Annotated in this window: 18 protein-coding genes; 8 read left to right on the plus strand and 10 right to left on the minus strand. The window is 39.8% G+C overall.

Annotated elements, in window-relative coordinates:
• Positions 1 to 73: 73 nt before the first annotated feature.
• Positions 74 to 964: a metal ABC transporter substrate-binding protein gene (locus HMPREF2573_RS03270; RefSeq protein ID WP_003658954.1), complete on the minus strand. Its 891-nt coding sequence runs from the start codon at positions 962 to 964 to the stop codon at positions 74 to 76.
• Between the two features lie 321 nt (positions 965 to 1,285).
• Here HMPREF2573_RS03270 and HMPREF2573_RS03275 point away from each other — a divergent pair, with 321 nt between their 5' ends.
• From HMPREF2573_RS03275 to gluQRS, 6 genes are all read left to right on the plus strand, one after another.
• Complete coding sequence (locus HMPREF2573_RS03275; protein ID WP_003669351.1) at positions 1,286 to 1,801, plus strand: Fur family transcriptional regulator; 516 nt, start codon at positions 1,286 to 1,288, stop codon at positions 1,799 to 1,801.
• Entirely contained in the window at positions 1,779 to 2,555 is a 777-nt protein-coding gene (locus HMPREF2573_RS03280) for a metal ABC transporter ATP-binding protein (RefSeq protein ID WP_003658950.1), read from the plus strand. Before HMPREF2573_RS03275 ends, HMPREF2573_RS03280 begins: the two co-directional genes overlap by 23 nt.
• Positions 2,552 to 3,355: a metal ABC transporter permease gene (locus HMPREF2573_RS03285; protein ID WP_003658948.1), complete on the plus strand. Its 804-nt coding sequence runs from the start codon at positions 2,552 to 2,554 to the stop codon at positions 3,353 to 3,355. The genes HMPREF2573_RS03280 and HMPREF2573_RS03285 overlap by 4 nt, the downstream gene beginning before the upstream one ends.
• Complete coding sequence (locus HMPREF2573_RS03290) at positions 3,348 to 4,181, plus strand: metallophosphoesterase (RefSeq protein WP_070472539.1); 834 nt, start codon at positions 3,348 to 3,350, stop codon at positions 4,179 to 4,181. Before HMPREF2573_RS03285 ends, HMPREF2573_RS03290 begins: the two co-directional genes overlap by 8 nt.
• A gap of 119 nt (positions 4,182 to 4,300) precedes the next feature.
• Complete coding sequence (gene dksA, locus HMPREF2573_RS03295; protein WP_003658944.1) at positions 4,301 to 4,720, plus strand: RNA polymerase-binding protein DksA; 420 nt, start codon at positions 4,301 to 4,303, stop codon at positions 4,718 to 4,720.
• 4 nt (positions 4,721 to 4,724) lie between these two features.
• Complete coding sequence (gene gluQRS, locus HMPREF2573_RS03300; RefSeq protein ID WP_003658942.1) at positions 4,725 to 5,642, plus strand: tRNA glutamyl-Q(34) synthetase GluQRS; 918 nt, start codon at positions 4,725 to 4,727, stop codon at positions 5,640 to 5,642.
• Between the two features lie 102 nt (positions 5,643 to 5,744).
• Here the strand turns inward: gluQRS and HMPREF2573_RS03305 are convergent, their stop codons facing one another.
• Positions 5,745 to 6,287 carry a porin family protein gene (locus HMPREF2573_RS03305; protein WP_003658939.1) on the minus strand — a complete coding sequence of 181 codons (543 nt, stop codon included), beginning with the start codon at positions 6,285 to 6,287 and terminating at the stop codon, positions 5,745 to 5,747.
• 315 nt (positions 6,288 to 6,602) lie between these two features.
• Between HMPREF2573_RS03305 and HMPREF2573_RS03310 the strand changes: the two genes are divergently transcribed.
• Both HMPREF2573_RS03310 and uvrC read left to right on the plus strand, forming a co-directional pair.
• Complete coding sequence (locus HMPREF2573_RS03310; protein WP_070472542.1) at positions 6,603 to 7,280, plus strand: phosphoglycolate phosphatase; 678 nt, start codon at positions 6,603 to 6,605, stop codon at positions 7,278 to 7,280.
• A gap of 85 nt (positions 7,281 to 7,365) precedes the next feature.
• Positions 7,366 to 9,216 (plus strand): excinuclease ABC subunit UvrC, encoded by a 1,851-nt coding sequence (uvrC, locus tag HMPREF2573_RS03315; protein WP_003672884.1) that lies wholly within the window; start codon positions 7,366 to 7,368, stop codon positions 9,214 to 9,216.
• A 135-nt stretch (positions 9,217 to 9,351) separates the two neighbouring features.
• Here the strand turns inward: uvrC and HMPREF2573_RS03320 are convergent, their stop codons facing one another.
• From HMPREF2573_RS03320 to HMPREF2573_RS03355, 8 genes are all read right to left on the minus strand, one after another.
• A complete protein-coding gene (locus HMPREF2573_RS03320; protein ID WP_070472545.1) occupies positions 9,352 to 10,905 on the minus strand; it encodes a pyridoxal phosphate-dependent decarboxylase family protein in 1,554 nt (517 codons plus the stop codon).
• An 88-nt stretch (positions 10,906 to 10,993) separates the two neighbouring features.
• On the minus strand, positions 10,994 to 12,202 hold the full coding sequence (locus HMPREF2573_RS03325; protein WP_070472548.1) for a restriction endonuclease subunit S: 1,209 nt from the start codon (positions 12,200 to 12,202) through the stop codon (positions 10,994 to 10,996).
• A complete protein-coding gene (locus HMPREF2573_RS03330; RefSeq protein WP_070472550.1) occupies positions 12,202 to 15,357 on the minus strand; it encodes a type I restriction endonuclease subunit R in 3,156 nt (1,051 codons plus the stop codon). The genes HMPREF2573_RS03325 and HMPREF2573_RS03330 overlap by 1 nt, the downstream gene beginning before the upstream one ends.
• A complete protein-coding gene (locus HMPREF2573_RS03335; RefSeq protein ID WP_070472552.1) occupies positions 15,354 to 17,483 on the minus strand; it encodes an AAA family ATPase in 2,130 nt (709 codons plus the stop codon). Before HMPREF2573_RS03335 ends, HMPREF2573_RS03330 begins: the two co-directional genes overlap by 4 nt.
• 56 nt (positions 17,484 to 17,539) lie before the next feature.
• Positions 17,540 to 18,634 carry a restriction endonuclease subunit S gene (locus HMPREF2573_RS03340; protein ID WP_070472555.1) on the minus strand — a complete coding sequence of 365 codons (1,095 nt, stop codon included), beginning with the start codon at positions 18,632 to 18,634 and terminating at the stop codon, positions 17,540 to 17,542.
• Positions 18,635 to 18,637: 3 nt separating this feature from the next.
• The gene (locus HMPREF2573_RS03345; RefSeq protein WP_003673591.1) at positions 18,638 to 19,093 is read right to left on the minus strand and encodes a type II toxin-antitoxin system death-on-curing family toxin; all 456 of its coding nucleotides are present in this window, start codon (positions 19,091 to 19,093) and stop codon (positions 18,638 to 18,640) included.
• Positions 19,093 to 20,109, minus strand: a complete 1,017-nt coding sequence (locus tag HMPREF2573_RS03350; protein WP_003673590.1) for a hypothetical protein — start codon at positions 20,107 to 20,109, stop codon at positions 19,093 to 19,095. Before HMPREF2573_RS03350 ends, HMPREF2573_RS03345 begins: the two co-directional genes overlap by 1 nt.
• Before the next feature lies 1 nt (position 20,110).
• A partial coding sequence (locus HMPREF2573_RS03355) for an N-6 DNA methylase (protein WP_148129126.1) occupies positions 20,111 to 20,343 on the minus strand: 233 nt, incomplete at its 5' end.

Below are 20,343 nucleotides of genomic sequence, written 5' to 3' on the forward strand. Positions count from 1 at the left end.
TTTGATTTTGATTTTGATTTTGATTTTGATTAAAAGGCTTGATTATAAAGAGCCATCTGACACGAAGCAAGAATTATTTGATGCCAGCACATGTTTGTAGTGCATTCACCTGTGCCACCCATGCACTGATAAAATCTTCACCCATGCCACTCATGTCCTCTTGAATAATAGTCACATTGACATTACCAAGTTTATTTTTAATGCCGTCTGAGACCACCCCTTGAGACGCAAGGCACATAAATGGCTGCGGTCTTGTTTGATTCAGTCGCTTAAATTGGCTGGCTTTTGGGTTTAAGTGATGATCAGGCGTCAAAGCCCCTGCAAATTTCAGTCCTGCCGCCTGTTCGATATACTGAAAAGCATCATGATACGCCCAATATGGTGTCATGCCATTGACCTGTACGCTTTGGACGGCTTTATCCATACGCCGCTCAAAATCTGTGGCATTTTGGGCATATTTGGCTTTATGCTCTGGATTGGCATGACCATGCACCACAGACAACGCACGCACAATGGCTTTAGCATTTTCTGGATCAAGCCAAATATGTGCATCTTCTGAATCTGGTTTTTGGCTGCCATCAATATGCCTTAAAGGCAGACGGTTGAAGGCATTAAACTGTAATAATGAAATTGCATTCGGTGCATCTGCCAATGTTTTGACCAAATTTTGTTCAAGCGATTCCCCAAACCAAATGACATAATCACTATCTTCAACCAATTTGACTTTACTTGGTGAGAGTGAGCCATGATGCCCAACATCTCCAGCGGTAAGCAGCACTTTGGCATCATGCTGACCTTGGGTAACTTCATGGCTCAAAAGTGCAAGCGGATAATTACTAACGCTGACCATGCCAGCCATCGCAGATACTGAAAAAATCGTGGTGATGGGTAATAGGATCACAGCTTTTAAAGATTGATACAAAACAGAGCTTTTAAAAAGCGTTCGTAATGCAAATGTTGTCATTGATAAGTACCCTGATGTCTAAAAATGATTAAAATTATAGCACAGCTGTCATAAAAATGTTATTTTATAACATAAGACTTGCCATAAAAATTGGATAATAACTTGGTTTTGTTTGTAATATAACTTAAAATGATGGCCTTGATTGATAATTACTACTACTGCTATAATATAACTGATAAAAATAAAGTCAATCGTTAATCCACAGTCAAATTTATCAATGTATGGACTAAATCAATCTCCCACAGTGATTGGATTATTGGATACCCATAATCGGATATCACTGATAATTATTGATTAATTACCCAATTTTAAAAGGTTGTTATGCATTCAGCTCATCATCACTGCCATAGCCATCATCATGATAGTTATCATCAAAATCCCGAGCAGCGCTTGGCTGATGCAAAAGCCTACTGTGCCAAACGAGGTGCCAGATTTACGCCACTGCGTGAAGAGGTCTTTCAGCTAATTTTGCAAGCAGAAAAACCCATGGGTGCATATGACTTAATCAGCGCACTTCAACAAAGCCGCTTATCTGATGCAAATGCAAAAAAAACCAATATCGCACCGCCAACCGTGTATCGCTCATTGGAATTTTTGATTGAAGAAGGGTTGATTCACCAGTTAAGTTCCATGAATGCTTATGTCCCTTGTTGCCACCCCAGAGATCGGCACGCGGCGGCATTTTTAATCTGCCGATGCTGTCAAAAAGTGGAAGAATGTAGCAATCTTCCTGTTGATAGTATGATGAATTTTGCCGCCAAAGATGCAAACTTTTTGGTTGAGCGTAGCACCATAGAGCTTAAAGGCGTGTGCCGTGATTGCCACCAAAAGCCATAATACGCCTATCATCCTACAATTAGACCAAGTCAGCTATCGTGTGAGCGATGGCGATTTGGTGAGTGGTGTCAGCCTGAATATTCATGCAGGCGAGATGATTAGCTTAATCGGTCCAAATGGTGCAGGCAAGTCCACCTTAGTTAAGCTTATCTTGGGCTTATTAACTCCAACTCACGGTAAAATCACCAAAAAAGTGCGACATATCAGCTATGTGCCTCAACGCTTTAACATACCAACCATATTGCCCTTGCGTGCCATAGATTTGCTCAGACAGGCCAATCCAAAGCGATTAAATCAAGCTCAAAAAGATGATATTTTTGACAAGTTATCGATAACATCGTTATTATCCAAACAGATGCATCATTTATCAGGTGGCGAGACGCAGCGTGTGCTACTTGTGCGCGCCTTATTAGATAAGCCTGAACTATTAATCCTTGATGAACCCATGCAAGGGCTAGATCCAGAAAGTGAAAGCTGGTTGTATCAGTTTTTAGATCAGCTGCCTGAGTTTTTACAATGTGCGATGCTTGTGGTATCACACGATTTGCATTGGGTCATGAAAGGCTCTCGCCGTGTCATCTGCTTAAATAAACACATCTGCTGTCAAGGTGTGCCAAGTCAAATTGCAATCGCACCTGAATTTGTACAACTTTTTGGCTATCAAGCACCTTACATCCATCAACATACACACTGCGATCATCATCTGGATCATGAGCATCTTGAGAGCAACCATAGACATCGAGACACCGCATGAGTGACTGGCTACCAATTATCGCACCTGCTTGGATTGCTGGTGTCTTGATTGCATTATTATCCGCACCCTTAGGATGCCTAGTCTTGTGGCGGCGTATGGCTTTTTTTTCGGATACTTTGGCACATGGTGCATTGCTCGGTATAGCGTTTGCCGTATGGCTAAACCTGCCTGCTGATTTGGGCATTGGTATGATTAGCATTGCCGTCATCATCGCTTTAACCTTGCTCAAAGATAAAAGATTGCCCAATGATGCCACCTTGGCAGTGTTAGCGTCTACGCTACTTTGTTTGGGGTTACTGACACTCACTCAGCTAACCCAGCAACAAGCAAATGTGCTTGGATTTTTGTTTGGTAGCTTGCTTGATATGGATTGGTCGGATTTACCAAGACTGGGTATACTAATTGCAATGGGCTTAGTTATTTTAAAACGCATTTGGCAATCTCAGGTTAAGCTGGCAACCTCTGAAGCACTTGCCCAAATTCAGGGCATTAACCCATTACACCAACACCTATTTTTTATGGGGCTTTTGGCGGGATTTTGTGCTGTGGCACTTCAGGCGGTTGGCAGTCTATTAATCAGCGGACTTCTCATATTACCTGCCTTGATTGCCCGTTTGTTTGCACAATCGCCAACGATGATGGTATTTTTATCCATCATATTTGCCCAAATGGCTGTTACCGCAGGGGTTTGGGGGAGTGTGTGGCTTGACATTCAAACAGGCTTATCCATCGTACTCATGCTTGCCATTGGTTTTTTTATTACCTTTGCCTGCAAAAAAATCCTAAGCAAATATGCCTAACATCACCAACAACCGTACCTTTAATATCGTTCAATTATCCGATCTACACCTGACGGGGGGCATTGGTCAAGCCCCCAGTTATCAGCGATTTTTGGCAGTTTTTCAGACAGCAAAGCATCTAAACCCAGATTTATGGCTTTTGACAGGTGATTTGGTGAATGATGGTAATAGCGATGCTTATGATTGGTTATTTAATCAGCTACAAGCAACCAAAATACCCTATTTGGCTGTCGCTGGCAATCATGATGTGACACACGAAATTGGCATTCATTTGGCACACCAAGAGCGGATACACGTGCCGATTTTACCCGATCGACGCCTAAAAAATTGCTTTCGGTATACTTTTCAAGCAGGGCATGATTGGCAAATTTTATTACTAAATTCCAGTGTATCAGGCGAAATATTTGGGTTATTAACTCATGAAACACTACTTTGGCTTGATCAAACTTTAACCACTCACTTTGAACAAACCATCATCGCCCTACACCACCACCCCACAAAGGTCAGTTCAGATTGGATAGATGCTCATCTACTCAAAAATCATCAAGATTTTTGGTGCGTGATTAAAAAACACGCTCATGTTCACACGATTTTGTGCGGACATGTACATCAAGTACATACGCTGCATCCACTACCAGCACATCAGGTTCAGTTGCTAAGCTGCCCTTCAACAGACCGTCAATTCATGCCTTTTGTGGATAATTTTCAAATTGCTGACACGCCTGCTGGCTGCCGTATGATACAGATTGACAACAAAGGCATCGTATCAAGTTACATACAAATTGTGCAAAATACGCATTCATTTTGTCTTAATAATGCAAATTAATATTAGCTATTTTAATCATCTTTTGATATAGTAACCGCAATTTTTTTTGCCGAAAGGCAGTTTAATAGCCTGCAAGCTTTGTTTTATCATGAATACTTGCACCCATAAGGATGAACGGGATGATGAACGCAGCCACCTTTACCCCTTATCAACCTACTGAAGGCGAAGACTATATGTCTGATGCACAGTTAGCACATTTTCGCACCATCTTAAAAAACTGGCGTGAAGAATTAATTACAGAAGCTGAACGCACAAAGACTTATATTCACGAAGAAACCAATACCATGCCAGATATTAACGACCGAGCGACTCAAGAAGAGGAGTTTGCATTGGCACTGCGTACCCGTGACCGTGAGCGTAAGCTTATCCGCAAAATTGACAAATCTTTGGCTGACATTGAGACCTTAGATTATGGCTATTGTGAGACATGTGGTACAGAAATTGGTCTGCGTCGCCTAGAAGCACGCCCAACGGCGACACAATGCATCGACTGTAAGACACTGTCTGAAATTAAAGAAAGACAAAATCACGGTCAATAGCCCATTGATATCTAGACCCATTGGGCGATTTGCACCCTCGCCTACACACCATCTGCATTTAGGCTCGCTGACCACGGCGGTAGCGAGCTTTTGTCATATCAAATCATTAGGTGGTGATTGGCTGTTACGCATCGAAGATGTGGATTTTGAGCGTTGTCAGCCTAAGTATACAGACAGTATTTTACATGATTTGGATAAGCTTGGGTTACATTGGGACAAAGAAGTTACCTACCAATCTAAACGCACAGATATTTATGATGAGATTTTATCCAATCGATTATCTGACATCACTTATGCCTGCCAATGCTCAAGAAAACAACTTGAGGCACACCGAAATCAAAACGCTAAGCCCCACGCACTCAACCAGCCAACCCTCTACCCACGCTTTTGCCTACATAAAGATTTGGATAAATCTCACCCCAAAAGTAAAATTCGCTTACAGCTGCCCAATGTTGAGACAGCATTTGTAGATGAGCTACAAGGCGTGATTTGGGATAATCCTGCGTTAAGCCTTGGTGATGTTGTGGTCAAACGCCAAAACCAAATGATTAATTATATTTTGGCTTGTGCCATTGATGATGGTTTGCAAAATATCACTCACATCATGCGTGGACTGGATATTATGCCCATGACAGTCGCTCAAATTAATATTTTACATAAATGTCGCCTACCAATACCGAGCTATTTTTATCATTTGCCATTATTGATGAATACAGATGGGCAAAAGCTATCCAAACAAAATCTTGCCACACCAATCAATACAACCAAGCCCAGTGAAATGCTTTTATACGCACTAAAGCTATTAGGTCAACACACCGTCAAACAAATGCATGCCGCCAAACCGCATGAGATTCTTCGCCATGCCATTGAGCATTGGGATAACACCCCTTTAAAACATCGCCACACTTTGGCCATCATTTAAGCAAAGATAATTTATCATGATGGCTTATCTTACGGATAAACTGACCAATAAAAAAGACCCTCAATTCGAGGATCTTTTTTATGTTGTTCAAGCAATTGGCAATTAGAAAGCCAAATGAGCGCCCAAACTAATTGCATTGGCATCTTCTGATAGATAGTTGTAGCTTGCTTCAACGCCCACATTTGCTAATGGTTTAAAGCCAACACCAACACCGCCTGCTAGGCTGGTTTTGTCGCTTTTGTTTGAGTATGTAGTTGCATTACGGCTGGTAACATCTACTTTAGTCTTAGCAATGCCCAATTTGCCCTTGGCATAAAATGGGGTATTGATGAAGTTATAGCGATATGTGCCATAAGCACCAAAAGACTTCACATCACCTTTTACAGGACTCATACCTGCATTAAATTCTTTGGCGTCTGAACCAACAAATTCGGCTTCTACGCCAAAATTTTGGTCAAAGTTATAACCTGCATAAATACCATAAGCGGTATTTTTACCGTTGATTTGCTTGGCATCTACTTGACCAATTTTGGCACCAACATAAGGTTGGGCATCAGCAGAATTGCCATAGCTGATGGCAGCGTTAGCACTCATCGCCAATAACGAAGAAGCTGATACTGCCAATAGTGTTTTTAAAGTTTTCATTGTTTTTCTCCTAGTTAATCACTGAAACAAACGCTGTTCTGTCTTTTAGCCGTCTTTTGCAAATAACTATTTACAAATAACTGTCTTGTTCCAAATGACGCCCCTATAGTAACAAAATATTTCTTATTAACTGTGCAAGTTTTATAGGTACTGTGTAAAGTTTTGCAACCAATGACCAGTTTTCATAAAACTTCGCCAAAAAATGCACTAAAATATTGCTAAATTTGTACTTTGTCATTATATGACAAATGGTAAAAATTGACTGATTTAAAAAATACCAAACAGCCGCCAAATTTTTAAGAACAAGGGAAAATTATGCAAACACTGTCAATGACCGACAAAAAACTGATTATATTTGATTTGGATGGTACGCTTATCGATAGTGCCCCTGATTTGGCGGCAGCGGTCAATGGCATGTATGCCAAGCTTAACTTACCGACTATGCCAATTGATATCATCAAAAGCTGGGTGGGCAATGGTTCGCTAAAATTGGTTGAGCGGGCAATGCTGACACAGCATATCCATGATGATGCTATGATTCATCATGCCCATGAGTTATTTTTGGCAGAATATGCCCATAAAACAATTGAAAATACGCAAAGCTATGCAGGGGTTATACAAGGGCTTGAACGATTAAAAGCAGCGGGGTTTTATTTGGCAATTTGTACCAATAAGCCTGAGCGTTATTTGCCTAAAATTTTATCACATTTTGGATGGCTGACACTGTTTGACCAAGTGATTGGCGGTGATACGCTCAGCGTCAAAAAGCCCGACCCAACGCCTTTATTATACCTGTGTCAATCACTGGGCATCGCACCGACTGATGCCATTATGGTTGGTGATTCCAAAAATGATATTTTATCAGGGCAAGCCGCTGGCATAACTACGCTTGCTGTGCGTTATGGCTATAATTATGGTGAAAAAATTGATTTAGCAAACCCTGATGCTGCGTTTGATGATTTTGATACTTTAATGAATCATATTTTACAATAAAGTTCACTCAATCCCGCTTTATCTTAACGCTCTTTTTATTTTAAGCTTCTTAATGTTATTCATTACTTAAATTGATATTCATATCATGACAACAACACACCCCCAAGCTGAAAGCCCAACACAAAAAAGACAGCGACTAAAACAACACGCCAACGCCCTACCCAATCGTCCAGGCATTTATAAAATGCTGGGTAAATCAGGCGAAATTTTATATGTTGGTAAAGCAAAATCACTAAAAAATCGTGTTGGTAGCTATTTTGCCAAAACCATCGAACACCCAAAAACCCAAGCACTGGTACAACGCATTGAACAGATTGAGATTATCATCACCCGTGGCGAAACCGAAGCGTTATTACTCGAGCAAAATCTCATCAAAAACCATCGACCGCCTTATAATGTCCTACTAAGAGATGATAAATCTTATCTATACATCTATATCAGTACGGATAAATTTCCCAGACTGTCCATTGGTCGTGGTAAAGGTCGGTATACTCAAGGGCGTTTTTTTGGTCCTTATCCATCGGCACGCAATGCCAAAGAATCAGTACAGCTGATGCAGCGATTATTTATGATTAGAAGCTGTACGAACAGTTTTTTTGCACAAAGGCAGCGTCCTTGTCTAGAATACCAAATTAAACGGTGTAAAGCGCCCTGCGTTGGTATGGTTTCTGCCGAACAATACCAGTCCGATGTGCGTGCTGCTTTGGCATTTTTACAGGGGCATTCTCATGAAGTGCAAGCCATTTTGGTCAAAAAAATGGAGGAAGCTGCTGCGGCATTAAACTTTGAACAAGCCGCCTTTTATCGAGATCGGCTTGCCATGATTAGCGATTTACAAGCCAAACAGGCAGTATTTCGCCTACAGGGTGAAGCGGATGTCTTTGCCATTGCTGCTGATGCTGGTGCGGTTGCCGTGTGTGTTTTGACGGTGCGAGGCGGTCAGGTATTGGGGGTAAAAAACTATTTTCCTGATGATATCGAACCAGCCATTAAGAGCAACCAAGAGCGTTTAAAAGAATTTTTATTGTCGTTTTATTTTCAGGTGAGTGATGATTTGCCTGATGAAATTATCAGCTCTGTTGCTATTGAAGAGGCATCTATATTGGCAGATATTTTGCAAGTACAGTTTGGCAAACGCACCACGATTAAGCACAAAGTAACCACACACCGTGATGATTGGTTATCCATCGCAAACTTAAATGCCAATAATGCGTTATCAGCCAAGCTCAAAGACAGTCGGGAGCTACAAGCACGATTTGAGCAGTTAAAACAAGTGCTTGCCCCCATCACCACTTGCACCATTGACCGTATTGAATGTTTTGACATCAGCCACACCATGGGCGAAGCTGCCATCGGCTCATGTGTGGTGTTTGACCAAAATGGCCCAAAAAAGCGTGATTATCGTCAATATGCCATTCATGATATTACCGCAGGCGATGATTATGCGGCCATGCGTCAGGTCTTAATGCGTCGCTATACCAAACATCCGTTACCTGATTTATTATTGATTGATGGTGGTAAGGGTCAATTAAATGTTGCCATCGAAGTATTAAGCGAGCTTGGCAAATTAACCGATACTTTGCTTGTCGGTGTGGCAAAAGGTGAGGGGCGTAAAGCTGGTCTTGAGGTACTACATTTTGTGACACATGAGCCGATAGATTTGCCCGCTGATAGCAAGGCTTTGCATCTCATCATGCAAATTCGAGATGAAGCGCATCGATTTGCCATCACCGCCCACCGCAAAAAAAGAGATAAAAAACGCTCAAGCTCAGTGCTTGAGGTTATCCCAGGACTTGGGCAAGTCCGCAGGCGTGATTTATTAAATCATTTTGGCGGTATACAACAGCTGCTTGGTGCATCACAAGATGAGATCGCACAGGTCAAAGGCATTGGGCCCATGCTGGCTGGTACGATTTATAAGGCATTGCATGAATAATGAATAATAAAAAGCCGCTGATTGATCAAAGCGGCTTTTGTTTACTTTTATTCATTCAAAACAAAAACACCCAACTCACCCAATGGGCGGCGTATAAGACCTCAAACGCTGATCTTCACGACCGCACAGCCCAACTCACCCAATGGGCGGCGTATAAGTGCCGTCTTTGATGGCATCGCCAATTCTGTGTGCCTCTGCTAATACTTGATCCAGCAAGGCTTTGACATCTTCAAGCGTTGCGATGGGGCTAAGTGTCGTCATCTTTAACGACTGCACATCTTGGCGGCTGTCAATGACACGAGTTACGCCAATGTTCGCTTCCCCTCGGGCAAATAACTCATCTGCCACATTTTGGTTTAGGCTGTCCAAATACTCATCAGGATAACCCTTTGGCACGACACGAAACAGCACAGAAGCAAACTGCGGTTCAACGAGCAATTCTAGCCCATCAGCATGACGGATATAATCCGCCACTTGTTTTGTTAAGTTTACCCCATGGTCAATCATAGAGCCGTACAGCTCTTCGCCCAACGCCTCTATCGTCAGCCACAGTTTTAGGGCATCAAATCGGCGTGTGGTTTGCAAGGATTTTGAGACCAGATTTGGCACGCCATGCTCTTCATCATAGGCTGAGTTGAGATACTCCGCCTCATAGTGCATAAAGCGGTAATTTTGCTCATCTTTTAGCAAGAACGCCCCACAAGAGATGCTTTGAAAATAGTGCTTATGAAAATCCAGCGTCACCGAATCGGTCAGATGAATGCCGTCCAGCATAGAACGATAATCATTAGACAGTAATAACGCCCCGCCCCACGCCGCATCTACATGTAACCACGCACCGAATTTATCGCACAAGGCACGGATGGCTTTAATGTCGTCAATCGCCCCTGCGTCGGTTGTCCCTGCCGTTGCCACAACACACGCCACGATGTTACCCTTGGCGTGCAAATCTGCCATGATATCGGCTAAGGCTTGGGTATCCATTTGGGCGTTGTCATTGACAGGGACGCTTACAACCGAAGCAAAACCCATGCCCATCATCGCCATGTTTTTTTGTACGCTAAAATGGGCATTTTGGGAGCACAGTACTTTGACATTTTGCATGGCATCAGGGGGGATACCATCACGCTGTACCGACCACGGTTTGCCGTCTTTATCGGTATAATGTTTGGCAATACACCAATCACGAGCCAAAAGCACGCCCATCAGGTTAGACTGCGTACCGCCTGATGTGAACACGCCTGCCTGCCCTGCCCCATAGCCCACTTTTTGGCGTAACCAGTCAATGAGCAAAACCTCCATGAGCGAGCCTGCTGGCGACTGGTCCCATGAGTCCATTGATTGGTTGGTAGCGTTAATGAGTATCTCGGCGATTTGTGATGTTACCATGGTTGGGCAATGCAAATGAGCAAGCGAATGCGGATGATGTACTTTTAGGCTGTTGTTTAAAAACAGATTTATCGCACGCTCTAACGCCCCATCAATGCCTAAGCCGTCTTTGGTTGGGTTAAAAGCAATCTGTGAACGCAACTGGCTGATACTGCCACCTGTATACATGTTATCATCTTGTAGCCATGTCTTGACCGCTTGGACGGCGTGCGTCATCGTGCGTTCATAATCGGCGATGGATTGTGGGTCGTTGCACAGTAGGGCTTGTTTGTGTTTGGATAGATGGGATGTGCTTGACATAAAGGCAGGCTCTCAATGTTAAATAAAACTTTGATTCTAACACATTTTTTAAAAATTGGCACGCCATCAGTCGCCCAAAACAGGTACGCTAAAACCCAAGCAGTACATTGCGATAATACTCATATTGCCTTTGACGCAGCTGTATTTCTTTGGGCAGACCGTTGCTGATGGAATTGACCAGCGTGTCAAATGTGTCCAAAATGGTGACAATTCGGGCTTGTTCAGATAGGGGCGGGATTGGGATTTTAAGTTTTGCCATATCATTTGTAGAGACATCAATAACCTTTGTACCTTTGGCATATTTTCTTTTTTGTGTGGCAAAATTATCAGTTTGGGTAAAATAAGCAAAATACTTACCCAAAATGATTTGTTTATTAGGTTTAAAAATAGTCGCATGCCCACCTGTTACCGCTTGCTCTTTGCCCAAATATACCAATGATTTGCCAACATCGGCTAAATTTTCACTGGTATTGGTGATGACAACATCGCCTGTATCCACTTTTCTTAATCTTTTGGCTAATTCTGTTGAAACAAAAGAAAGTGTTTTTTCTGTACTTAGTCCGTAGCGTGTATAAATTTGCCCATAATGAATGGCAGGCACACCATCATCTGTTAAATCTTTTTTGGTTAAGCCATTACCACGAATAAGCTCACCCACCTCACCCAAAGTCTTCCATACCAGTGCCATCCGCTGTCGCTCGCTGTCGCTCGCTGTCGCCAAGGATTGTACGGCTTCAAAATCAAATGTCAATAGTTTATTACGATAATATTGATATTGCTTTTGTCTCATGCCAAGCTCGGCGGTCAGCTGTTCAGTCAGCTCGGTAAATGTATCTAAAATCTGCACGATTTTGGCTTGAACGGATAGGGGTGGGATTGGGATTAGAAACTTTTCTAACATCGGCTTTCTAATTGATGTGGCAGTTGCACCCACACTTTTTGATAATATATATTGTTTAAAACTATTACGCATAACATGATATAAGAATTTAGTATTAATATCCCCATCATGAATGCAAATTCTGTACGCTCTTTGATGTAAGGCATACTTGCCCTCCACATAATGAAAAATATCACCAACGCCCCCTTCCCCTGGAATAACAATGGCGGTTTCATCAAACTGATAACTATCAGAGCGTAAAACATTTTTTGAACGAACATAAAATGGATAATCTCCATTTTCACTTTCATCTTGGCGATTTGAGTTTCCTGTGCCTATAACAGCCACTTCCCCCAAAGTTTTCCACTCAACCGCCTGCCCTTGTAACAGATTTTGTAAAAATGAATGTTGTGCCATCAGTTGTGTTCCTTATTTAATAACCCAGCCAAATCACCAATGCCCTTAAACTTTTCCACAAAATGGGCGATTTTTTGGAATACGCTTTGTTTTTTGGTCAGATAGTTGGGGTTTAGCGGACTCATTTTGGGTAACATGTCATTTAACCCTGTGCCGTTTTCGCTGGCGTATCCTCGTTTTAACGATGCGGCGATATAACGCAAGGCGGCATCTTGGTTTAGATTTTCATCCGTGATGAGCCCATCTGCCTCTTTTTTCTGCCTATCTTGGGCGAATTGATAAAAGGACTCTATCACGCCTGCTTTATCAGGCAACTCATCAAAGTCGGTTTGATTGATAAAATCCACAATCAGACTTTCTTTGGCACGGTGCGCCAAACTTGAACGAATCAGGCGGCGAATCTCATCGACGATGGCGGTTTTATCTTGGGCTTGTTGATTATGCTCAAAAATCAGCCCCAAAATATAATCTAAATTAATCTCTTGGGATTTTAACAAATCCACCTCAAAGACCACATCATCCCAACTGATGGTAGAATCTGCCTGTGTTTGGGCGTGTTTGTTATGAGAGATCCAATCACAAATGTCGTTATAAGTAGAACGATAATCCTGTATCATCCGCTCACTTGGCAAAGCGATGGCGTCCAATCTGCCCAAAGTGTCATCATCAAGTTGGTATTTATTTTGAATCTCTTGAATGCTTTGGGCAATTTGGGCTGCCGTCGCCTCGTCCATCTCATCGCTGATTGCTGGCAGGCGGTTTAGCTCCATCATCGCTTGATATTCATCAAAGTTTTTTAGGGCGTTTTCGGTGCGTAGATATTCACCGAACAGTTTGGCAAAGTCTTTTTTGTCTGTTTCGCTGATGATATTATCAGGCTCGCCAAAGCGTTCGTTTAGCTCATTGATGATGGCAATAAACCCACGATGGGCATCGCCTGACAATACATCGGTATAGCCATCTAAATAGTCATCTAAGGGCTTCTCTAGCACGACATGGCGGGTATTTTTATCGCCAAATAATTTAATGGCTTCAATGGTCGGCTCTTCTAGGTTACGAAAGGTAACGATGTTCCCAAAGGTCTTGGTGGCGTTATAAATGCGGTTGGTGCGAGAATACGCCTGTATCAAGCCATGATAACGCAAATTTTTATCCACAAATAAGGTGTTTAGCGTTGGGGCGTCAAACCCTGTCAAAAACATGCCCACAACAATCAACAAATCTATCTCTTGGTTTTTGACCCGCTTGCTGAGATTCCTATAATAATTCTCAAACTCTTTGCTACTGACGCCAAAATTTTCCTTAAAATAAGCGTTATAATCGTTAATGGCAGACTGCAAAAACTCCTTGGCGGTGCTGTTCATCGCTGACACTTCAAAACTCTCATCTTCAATCTCACCGATGGCGTCTTGTGCTTCGTTGGCAGCATAAGAAAAAATGGTGGCAATTTTTAATGGCTTGGCATGGTCTTTTTGAAGGTTATTTAGCGTTTTGTAATACAGCTTGGCAGCATTAACGCTACTGACCGCCAGCATGGCATTAAAGCCCTTGCCTGTGGCGTTGTTACGGTGGGTTTTTTGGTGAAATCTGTCCAAAATATAGCGGCTGATCTCACGAATGCGTTCAGGGTGCATGAGTGCCTTACGGTTTTCGGCGGCGGAGAGTTTTGCCAAATCTTGCTCGTTTTCATCGGTTTTAAACTTGGGCAAAACATTATGATAATCCACCTTAAATTTAAGCACCTTTTCATCACGAATGGCATCGGTGATGACATAAGAATGTAGCTGCTGACCAAACACATCGGCGGTTGTTTGGGCATCGCTGGCATTGTCAGGGAAAATCGGCGTGCCTGTAAAGCCAAATTGATAGAACTTTTTGAACTTTTTTTGGATATTTTTTTGGGCTTCACCGAACTGACTGCGATGGCATTCATCAAAGATAAACACCACCTGCTTATCATAAATGGGCAGGTTATTTTCAGATTTGATTAAGTTATTGAGTTTTTGAATGGTGGTCACGATGATTTTATTATCATCTTGCTCTAAATTTTGTTTTAGCTGGGTGGTGCTGGTTGAGCCATTGACGCTGTCAGGGCTAAACCGCTTATACTCTTTTATGGTTTGCTCGTCCAAATCCTTACGGTCCACCACAAAAAACACTTTATCAATAAAATCAAGCTCTGTGGCAAGTCTTGCTGCCTTAAAGCTCGTCAGCGTCTTGCCTGAACCTGTGGTGTGCCAAATATAGCCGCCGCTGGTTGGGTTTGACCAGTTTTTGGCGTGGTATGAACTGGCAATTTTCCACAAAATCCGCTCGGTCGCCGCAATCTGATACGGTCGCATGATAAGCAGGGTTTGGCGGATATCAAATACACTATAATTGATGAGTACATTTAATAGGGTTTTCTTTTCAAAAAATGTGGCACTAAAATCCTTTAAATCCTTAATCGGCGTATTATCCGCCCTTGCCCAATTCATCGTAAAATCAAAGCTGTTTTTGTCTCGTTTGGTGGTATTGGCAAAATAGCGGGTATCGGTGCCGTTTGAGATGATAAAGATTTGTAAGTATTTAAACAGCAAATTGTCTTTATTAAAGCTCTCTTTGGTATAGCGGTGGATTTGGTTAAAGGCTTCACGAATGGCAACGCCTCGTTTTTTTAGCTCAATTTGCACCAATGGCAGACCATTGACCAAAATGGTCACATCATAGCGGTTGGCGTGTGTGCCTGTTTGCTCAAATTGATGAATGACTTGCAGCTTATTATTGCCCAGATTCATCTTATCCAGCAGATGAATATTTTGGATACGCCCATTATCAAACACAAAATCATAAGCACTGTCATCATGCAGCTTACGAGTTTTTTCTATCATATGCTCACTGGGCTTATCCAAATATTCAGCCACGAAGCGATGCCATTCTGAATCAGTGAAAGTTGTATTATTCAGCTTCTGTAACTGTGCACGCACATTGGCAAGTAATTTATCATGCGTATTTAGATCGGTGCGATATTCGTAGCCTTGAGCCACAAGGTCGGCGATCAACTCCTTTTCCATTTCACTCTCGGTCTGATAGCTACCGACCTGCTCGATTTTGTCATATTTATCCAGTACGATAAAATGATTGGTTTCAGTGATGGGGGTGGTTTGGGTTGTCATGAGTTATCTCCAAAAAATTTCTGAAAATGTGCTATAGCATTATTTTCTTCAAAACAACTTTTAAATAACGCAACAATCTCTTGTTTTAATTTTCCATTTAATTCGGCTTCTAAATCATCTATAGAATGAGAATTCACATTGAATAACTTTCTTGCACCTGGTGTATTGACAAAAAAATCACTTTGATTCAATCCATTAAATTTAGTATAAGTTTCAATAATCCTTCTAATAGGATTTAAAAGCATGTTTGGGCTAGCATTATCCTGACTCAAAAGAAACTGTAACTCCTGCCAAAGTGCAGCATAGTTTGTTTTAAAATCTTTTTCTGCACTAACTATTCTAAATATATCAACGCTATTTTTAACCTTTCTTAAATGATAAAAATTACACTTATCATATTTGCAACCATATTTTACATTTAAATAGAAATGAATATTGTGTGTTAATAAAATAAATATATCATTATCACAAAGATGCTTATCTTTTAATCTCTGCAATTCTTCAATAATTAAATACTGAACCGCATCATCATTGGAATTCATTGGATCGTCAAAAACAATACATCTTTGATTTAAATTAGAGTTATCAATCAATTCATCTAATTTTTCAATAAAATATAAAAAAGCAATCAGATTTTTCTCTCCAGTAGATAGCTCTTGAACGCTTCTTATATTTAAATTTCTTAAGCACTTGACTTTATAATCATTGCTTGTCTCTTGATGAATCAGCTCAAAACTGGCATAAAGTTTTAATTTCTTATTTATTCTTTCAACTAGAATTTTTTCATTTTTTGTACTTTCCAATAATTGCTTGATATTTTCTTCAATTCCGTTAATTTGATTTTCTAATGCTTTGATATTTGATTTTTCATCATCAACTTTATTTTTTAAAGCTTGAAGCAGACTCTGATGTTGAGCCAATTTAGACTTATTTACTTCGTATTGAAATTCATCACAATACTCTTTCACAAAATGATAACGCAGGGCTTCACGAGCATCTGTTTGTTTTTTTATTAAGTCGCTACTATTATTGTCATTCACAATCTGATTATAATGATCAATCATAAAATCAATATTATCAGGACAAGTCAGAGTGAGTTTTTCACACTCTTCAAATAAATAAGCCAACTTATTAGTTAATTTGGACATTAATTCGTTTAAAAAATGTTGATATTCATTTTTTAATTTTTCTATATCATGGTTGATTTCATCAATTTTAGATTGATAATCGGCATAAAAATTTGAGCTATCTATACTGATATTTTGAATATCGCTGATATAAGATTTTAATTTTTCAATTTTATTTTTTATCTCGTATCTAAAATTTTTCACCTCATTTGCCGAAAAATAACTCGCTAGTTCTGCTAATGTTTCTTCTGAAACAATATGATTACAAAAGACACAATGATCTCCTGCTTGATGTAGAACCAGTCCTTTTTCAGCAAAATCTCTTTTTTGAGCGTTGTCATCCAAACGACTTAACCTCGTTTTTTCTACAACTTTTTCTTGAAGCAATGTATTTACATCCATTAATTCATTGCTTAGATTGATGTTTAGTTTATTTATTATTTGAGCTGATTTAACTTCAGACCTCAGTAATGATTCAAGCTTTTCAATCTCTTGTGTCTCCAAGCCTTTAGCATATAATATATCTTTTTTAAATGCTCCGATATCATATGATGTTGAAGATATCTTCAAACTACGATTTTTGATCTCTCTTGCTTTATTTCTGCAAAAATCATCAATCTCATTTTGAATATTTTCTAATTCTTTTTGTTTTGCCTCATACTCTTTCCATAAATTTTCCGTTCCATTATTGATGATATTCTTTCGAATGGATTCTATATCCTTTCTAATACCCTCTATTTGGTTTTCTTTTTTAGATATTTCTTGATTAATTTGAGCATTTTCTTCTCCTAGAATAACGGTATCTAGAGTATTATTTTCACTAATAACACTCTCAAATCCTTGAAATATTCTGACATCATAGTTATTGCATTGATCTTTTACCAATTTAGTGATTGTAGACTTCCCACAACCATTTTTACCAAAAATAAAATTAACTTTTTTATCAAATATAATTTTATTGCGTATGAATAAATCATTACCAGTAAGATCAATATGCATCGCAACTCCCTTCTATAAGTTTAGAATGTTTATCAGTTATTTTTTGGAATCTCATCTTAAATCATTGGGAACCCAAGCAGCAGCTCACGGTAATACTCATATTGCTTTTGGCGTAGCTGTATTTCTTTGGGCAGACCATCGCTTATGGATTGGGTCAGCGCGTCAAATGTGTCTAAAATCTGCACGATTTGACTTTGGATAGATAGGGGTGGGATTGGGATTTGGATTTTATTTAAAATTGCCTGAGTTAAACTCGGTCTGCCTGACCCTGTATCTAATTGCATCAAATCAATTGTTTTTATAAAGTAGTAAAGGAATTTTGGTAAAATTTGGCTTGTGTCAATTTGAGTATAGTAAATAGTATCAACATTCCAAAAAGGTGTTTCAACATAAAATAAATTAGTAATTGATCCTTTTCGTGGAATTAAAACGCTTGGCTTGTCATAAGAAAATGTATCCACATAACCCATAATGCCACCACTACCATAAACAGGGATATCACCAATAGCTAATTTTTTCCAATCTTTGCCATGCTTAATCTTAGCCACTTCCCCCAAACGCTTCCACTCAAATCCCACTTTTGCCAATTCATGTTCTGATAATAACAAATCCCGATAATAGTGATATTGTTTTTGTCTCATGCTAAGCTCGGCGGTCAGCTGTTCGGTCAGCTCGGTAAATGTGTCCAAAATCTGCACGATTTGACTTTGGACGGATAGGGGCGGGATTGGGATTTGGATTTTTTCCATTTGATTACTCATTAACTTCGGATTTCCCATTCCTGAATAAACATGTTTTTTAGCTTGGATTGACAGCCAATAAAATAAAAACTTATAAGTTAAATAATCGTATTTCAATGTAATCAAACCACAAACATTGGTAATAGAAAATTTTTCATTTCTATAAAAAACTGTTCCTGCATTTGCTCCATCGGTTGTCCAAGTAATAAATTCTCCTTCAAAATCAAATGTATTAATTTTGCCAATTTCTCCATTATTTGCCGTTTGAGAACTATAAACAGGGTATTCCCCAATGTTATCAGCCAAATAGGTTTTTGACATCACTCTACCACGATTTAAGTTTGCAACCTCCCCCAAAGTTTTCCACTCTACCGCTTGCCCTTGTAATAATTGTTGTAAAAATGGGTGCATGATTTAATTCTCCCAACCTTGCATTGAGCAGATAAGTTCGTATTTTAATTCTTCAGAGTACTCATCTTCATAATTAATAATAGAGCCTATCAATTTACATAATACTTCTTTGGATATTTTACTTTCAGCCAGCCAAACGACAATATTTTCCATCTCCAAAGTAAATTTTTTGACACAATAATCATAGCCATTTAATTCCAAAAAATACGCACCCAAAACCAAACTTGAACGCTTATTACCATCACAAAAAGCATGAAGTTTATTGATAGAATACACCAAATGTGTTAATTTATCTTCAAAACTGGGATAATAAAAATCGTTTTGGATATGTTCTAGCACACTTTCAATCTTACCATAGCCATCAGGGTATACACCTGACAATCCGCCTGATTGCTCAATAATCCAGTCATGAGTAGCTATTGCGTAATTTACATCAAAATAAAATATCGTAAGCTCCATCATCTATCCTTTAAGCGTTTTAATACCGCCAAAGTTTCAGGGTCGGATAGCTGTTCTTGGAGCGAGCGACTTTTTTCACCCAAAAATTTCTCAAAATCACCTTGTGGCACTACTTGAACATATTGTTGTAATTTATAATGTAAAGCATCTCTAAAACATAAATCACGGCTAGACATTTTTATTCTAGCATCCAAAATATAAGGTTTTATAAAAGGACTATTCTCGGCTTGTTTAATCAATTCATCCAGTTCTTTTGGATACAATTTCCTACCTAATTTTTCAGATAATTCTTTCATTTGGGTTGCCAAGCCATTTTCAAAACTACCGATAATTTGCAACACTTCAGTATACATGGTATCTCTGACTCTATCTTTTTTGGCAAGGTCTAAGATTTTTTTGTACTCCTGAGCATTTCCACAAAAAATTGCTTTATAAATTTTATTGGTATAAACAATATATTTATGCCTATCCATTTCTAGATAGTTTTTTAAAGCGTCTGTAAACTGTCGCCGATAGTTTTCTTCCGTAAAAGCACTAGAAAGATAGTTTTCATCTCTTTGGTTGATGTATTTGGTTGAGCCACCTGCTTTTTGATTGATGACATCAATCACGATATCTAGCATTTTTGAGCGGATAAACTTAGCTCGCTCGCTCTCTGTAACCAGCATCGCAAGATTTAGCACCGCCCGAAAACTAAAAATACCCAGTGCTGGTGTTTTTGCACTGATGTCTCCGACATTTGTGTCGGAGACATATAATAAAATTATGTTTTTTAAAGATTTTCCTTTTAAAACACGATAACCATTTTGTTGCAATTCATCTATATAATCACTCAAATATCTTTCAATCGTTCGAATATCAATTTCCAAAATCTGAGCAACTTGAGCTTTGGTAAAAACGGTTTCACCCTCAAATGACAACCCACCCAATTGCAAATGTGTTTCAAGTTCATTAATGGCATATTGATTGTTTAAAATATTATTTCTAGCAACCAAAGAAGTCGTTAATTCACTCATCTTACGCCCCCTCAATCTGCCCGACTATCTCATCAATCTGACGGCGTAGCGTATCAATCTTGGTAACGGTGCTTTTAATCTCATCATTTAGCACATCAATATCAATCACTTCTCTGGTATCTTTGGCTTCTACATAAGAGCTCACCGCCAAATTATAATCGCTCGCTTTGATGGTGTCATAATCCACCATCGCCACTTGATGGGGGATATCGGTCTTGTTGGCGAACAGCGTTA

Origin of the sequence: Moraxella sp. HMSC061H09 (genome assembly GCF_001809255.1) — a bacterium.
GTDB classification, from domain to species: domain Bacteria; phylum Pseudomonadota; class Gammaproteobacteria; order Pseudomonadales; family Moraxellaceae; genus Moraxella; species Moraxella catarrhalis.

Coding starts and splice junctions, on each gene's coding strand:
- HMPREF2573_RS03270 (WP_003658954.1), bottom strand. CDS start 964: ATGACAACATTTGCATTACGAACGCTTTTTAAAAGCTCTGTTTTGTAT.
- HMPREF2573_RS03275 (WP_003669351.1), top strand. CDS start 1,286: ATGCATTCAGCTCATCATCACTGCCATAGCCATCATCATGATAGTTAT.
- HMPREF2573_RS03285 (WP_003658948.1), top strand. CDS start 2,552: ATGAGTGACTGGCTACCAATTATCGCACCTGCTTGGATTGCTGGTGTC.
- HMPREF2573_RS03290 (WP_070472539.1), top strand. CDS start 3,348: ATGCCTAACATCACCAACAACCGTACCTTTAATATCGTTCAATTATCC.
- dksA (WP_003658944.1), top strand. CDS start 4,301: ATGATGAACGCAGCCACCTTTACCCCTTATCAACCTACTGAAGGCGAA.
- HMPREF2573_RS03305 (WP_003658939.1), bottom strand. CDS start 6,287: ATGAAAACTTTAAAAACACTATTGGCAGTATCAGCTTCTTCGTTATTG.
- HMPREF2573_RS03310 (WP_070472542.1), top strand. CDS start 6,603: ATGCAAACACTGTCAATGACCGACAAAAAACTGATTATATTTGATTTG.
- uvrC (WP_003672884.1), top strand. CDS start 7,366: ATGACAACAACACACCCCCAAGCTGAAAGCCCAACACAAAAAAGACAG.
- HMPREF2573_RS03320 (WP_070472545.1), bottom strand. CDS start 10,905: ATGTCAAGCACATCCCATCTATCCAAACACAAACAAGCCCTACTGTGC.
- HMPREF2573_RS03325 (WP_070472548.1), bottom strand. CDS start 12,202: ATGGCACAACATTCATTTTTACAAAATCTGTTACAAGGGCAGGCGGTT.
- HMPREF2573_RS03330 (WP_070472550.1), bottom strand. CDS start 15,357: ATGACAACCCAAACCACCCCCATCACTGAAACCAATCATTTTATCGTA.
- HMPREF2573_RS03335 (WP_070472552.1), bottom strand. CDS start 17,483: ATGCATATTGATCTTACTGGTAATGATTTATTCATACGCAATAAAATT.
- HMPREF2573_RS03340 (WP_070472555.1), bottom strand. CDS start 18,634: ATGCACCCATTTTTACAACAATTATTACAAGGGCAAGCGGTAGAGTGG.
- HMPREF2573_RS03345 (WP_003673591.1), bottom strand. CDS start 19,093: ATGGAGCTTACGATATTTTATTTTGATGTAAATTACGCAATAGCTACT.
- HMPREF2573_RS03350 (WP_003673590.1), bottom strand. CDS start 20,109: ATGAGTGAATTAACGACTTCTTTGGTTGCTAGAAATAATATTTTAAAC.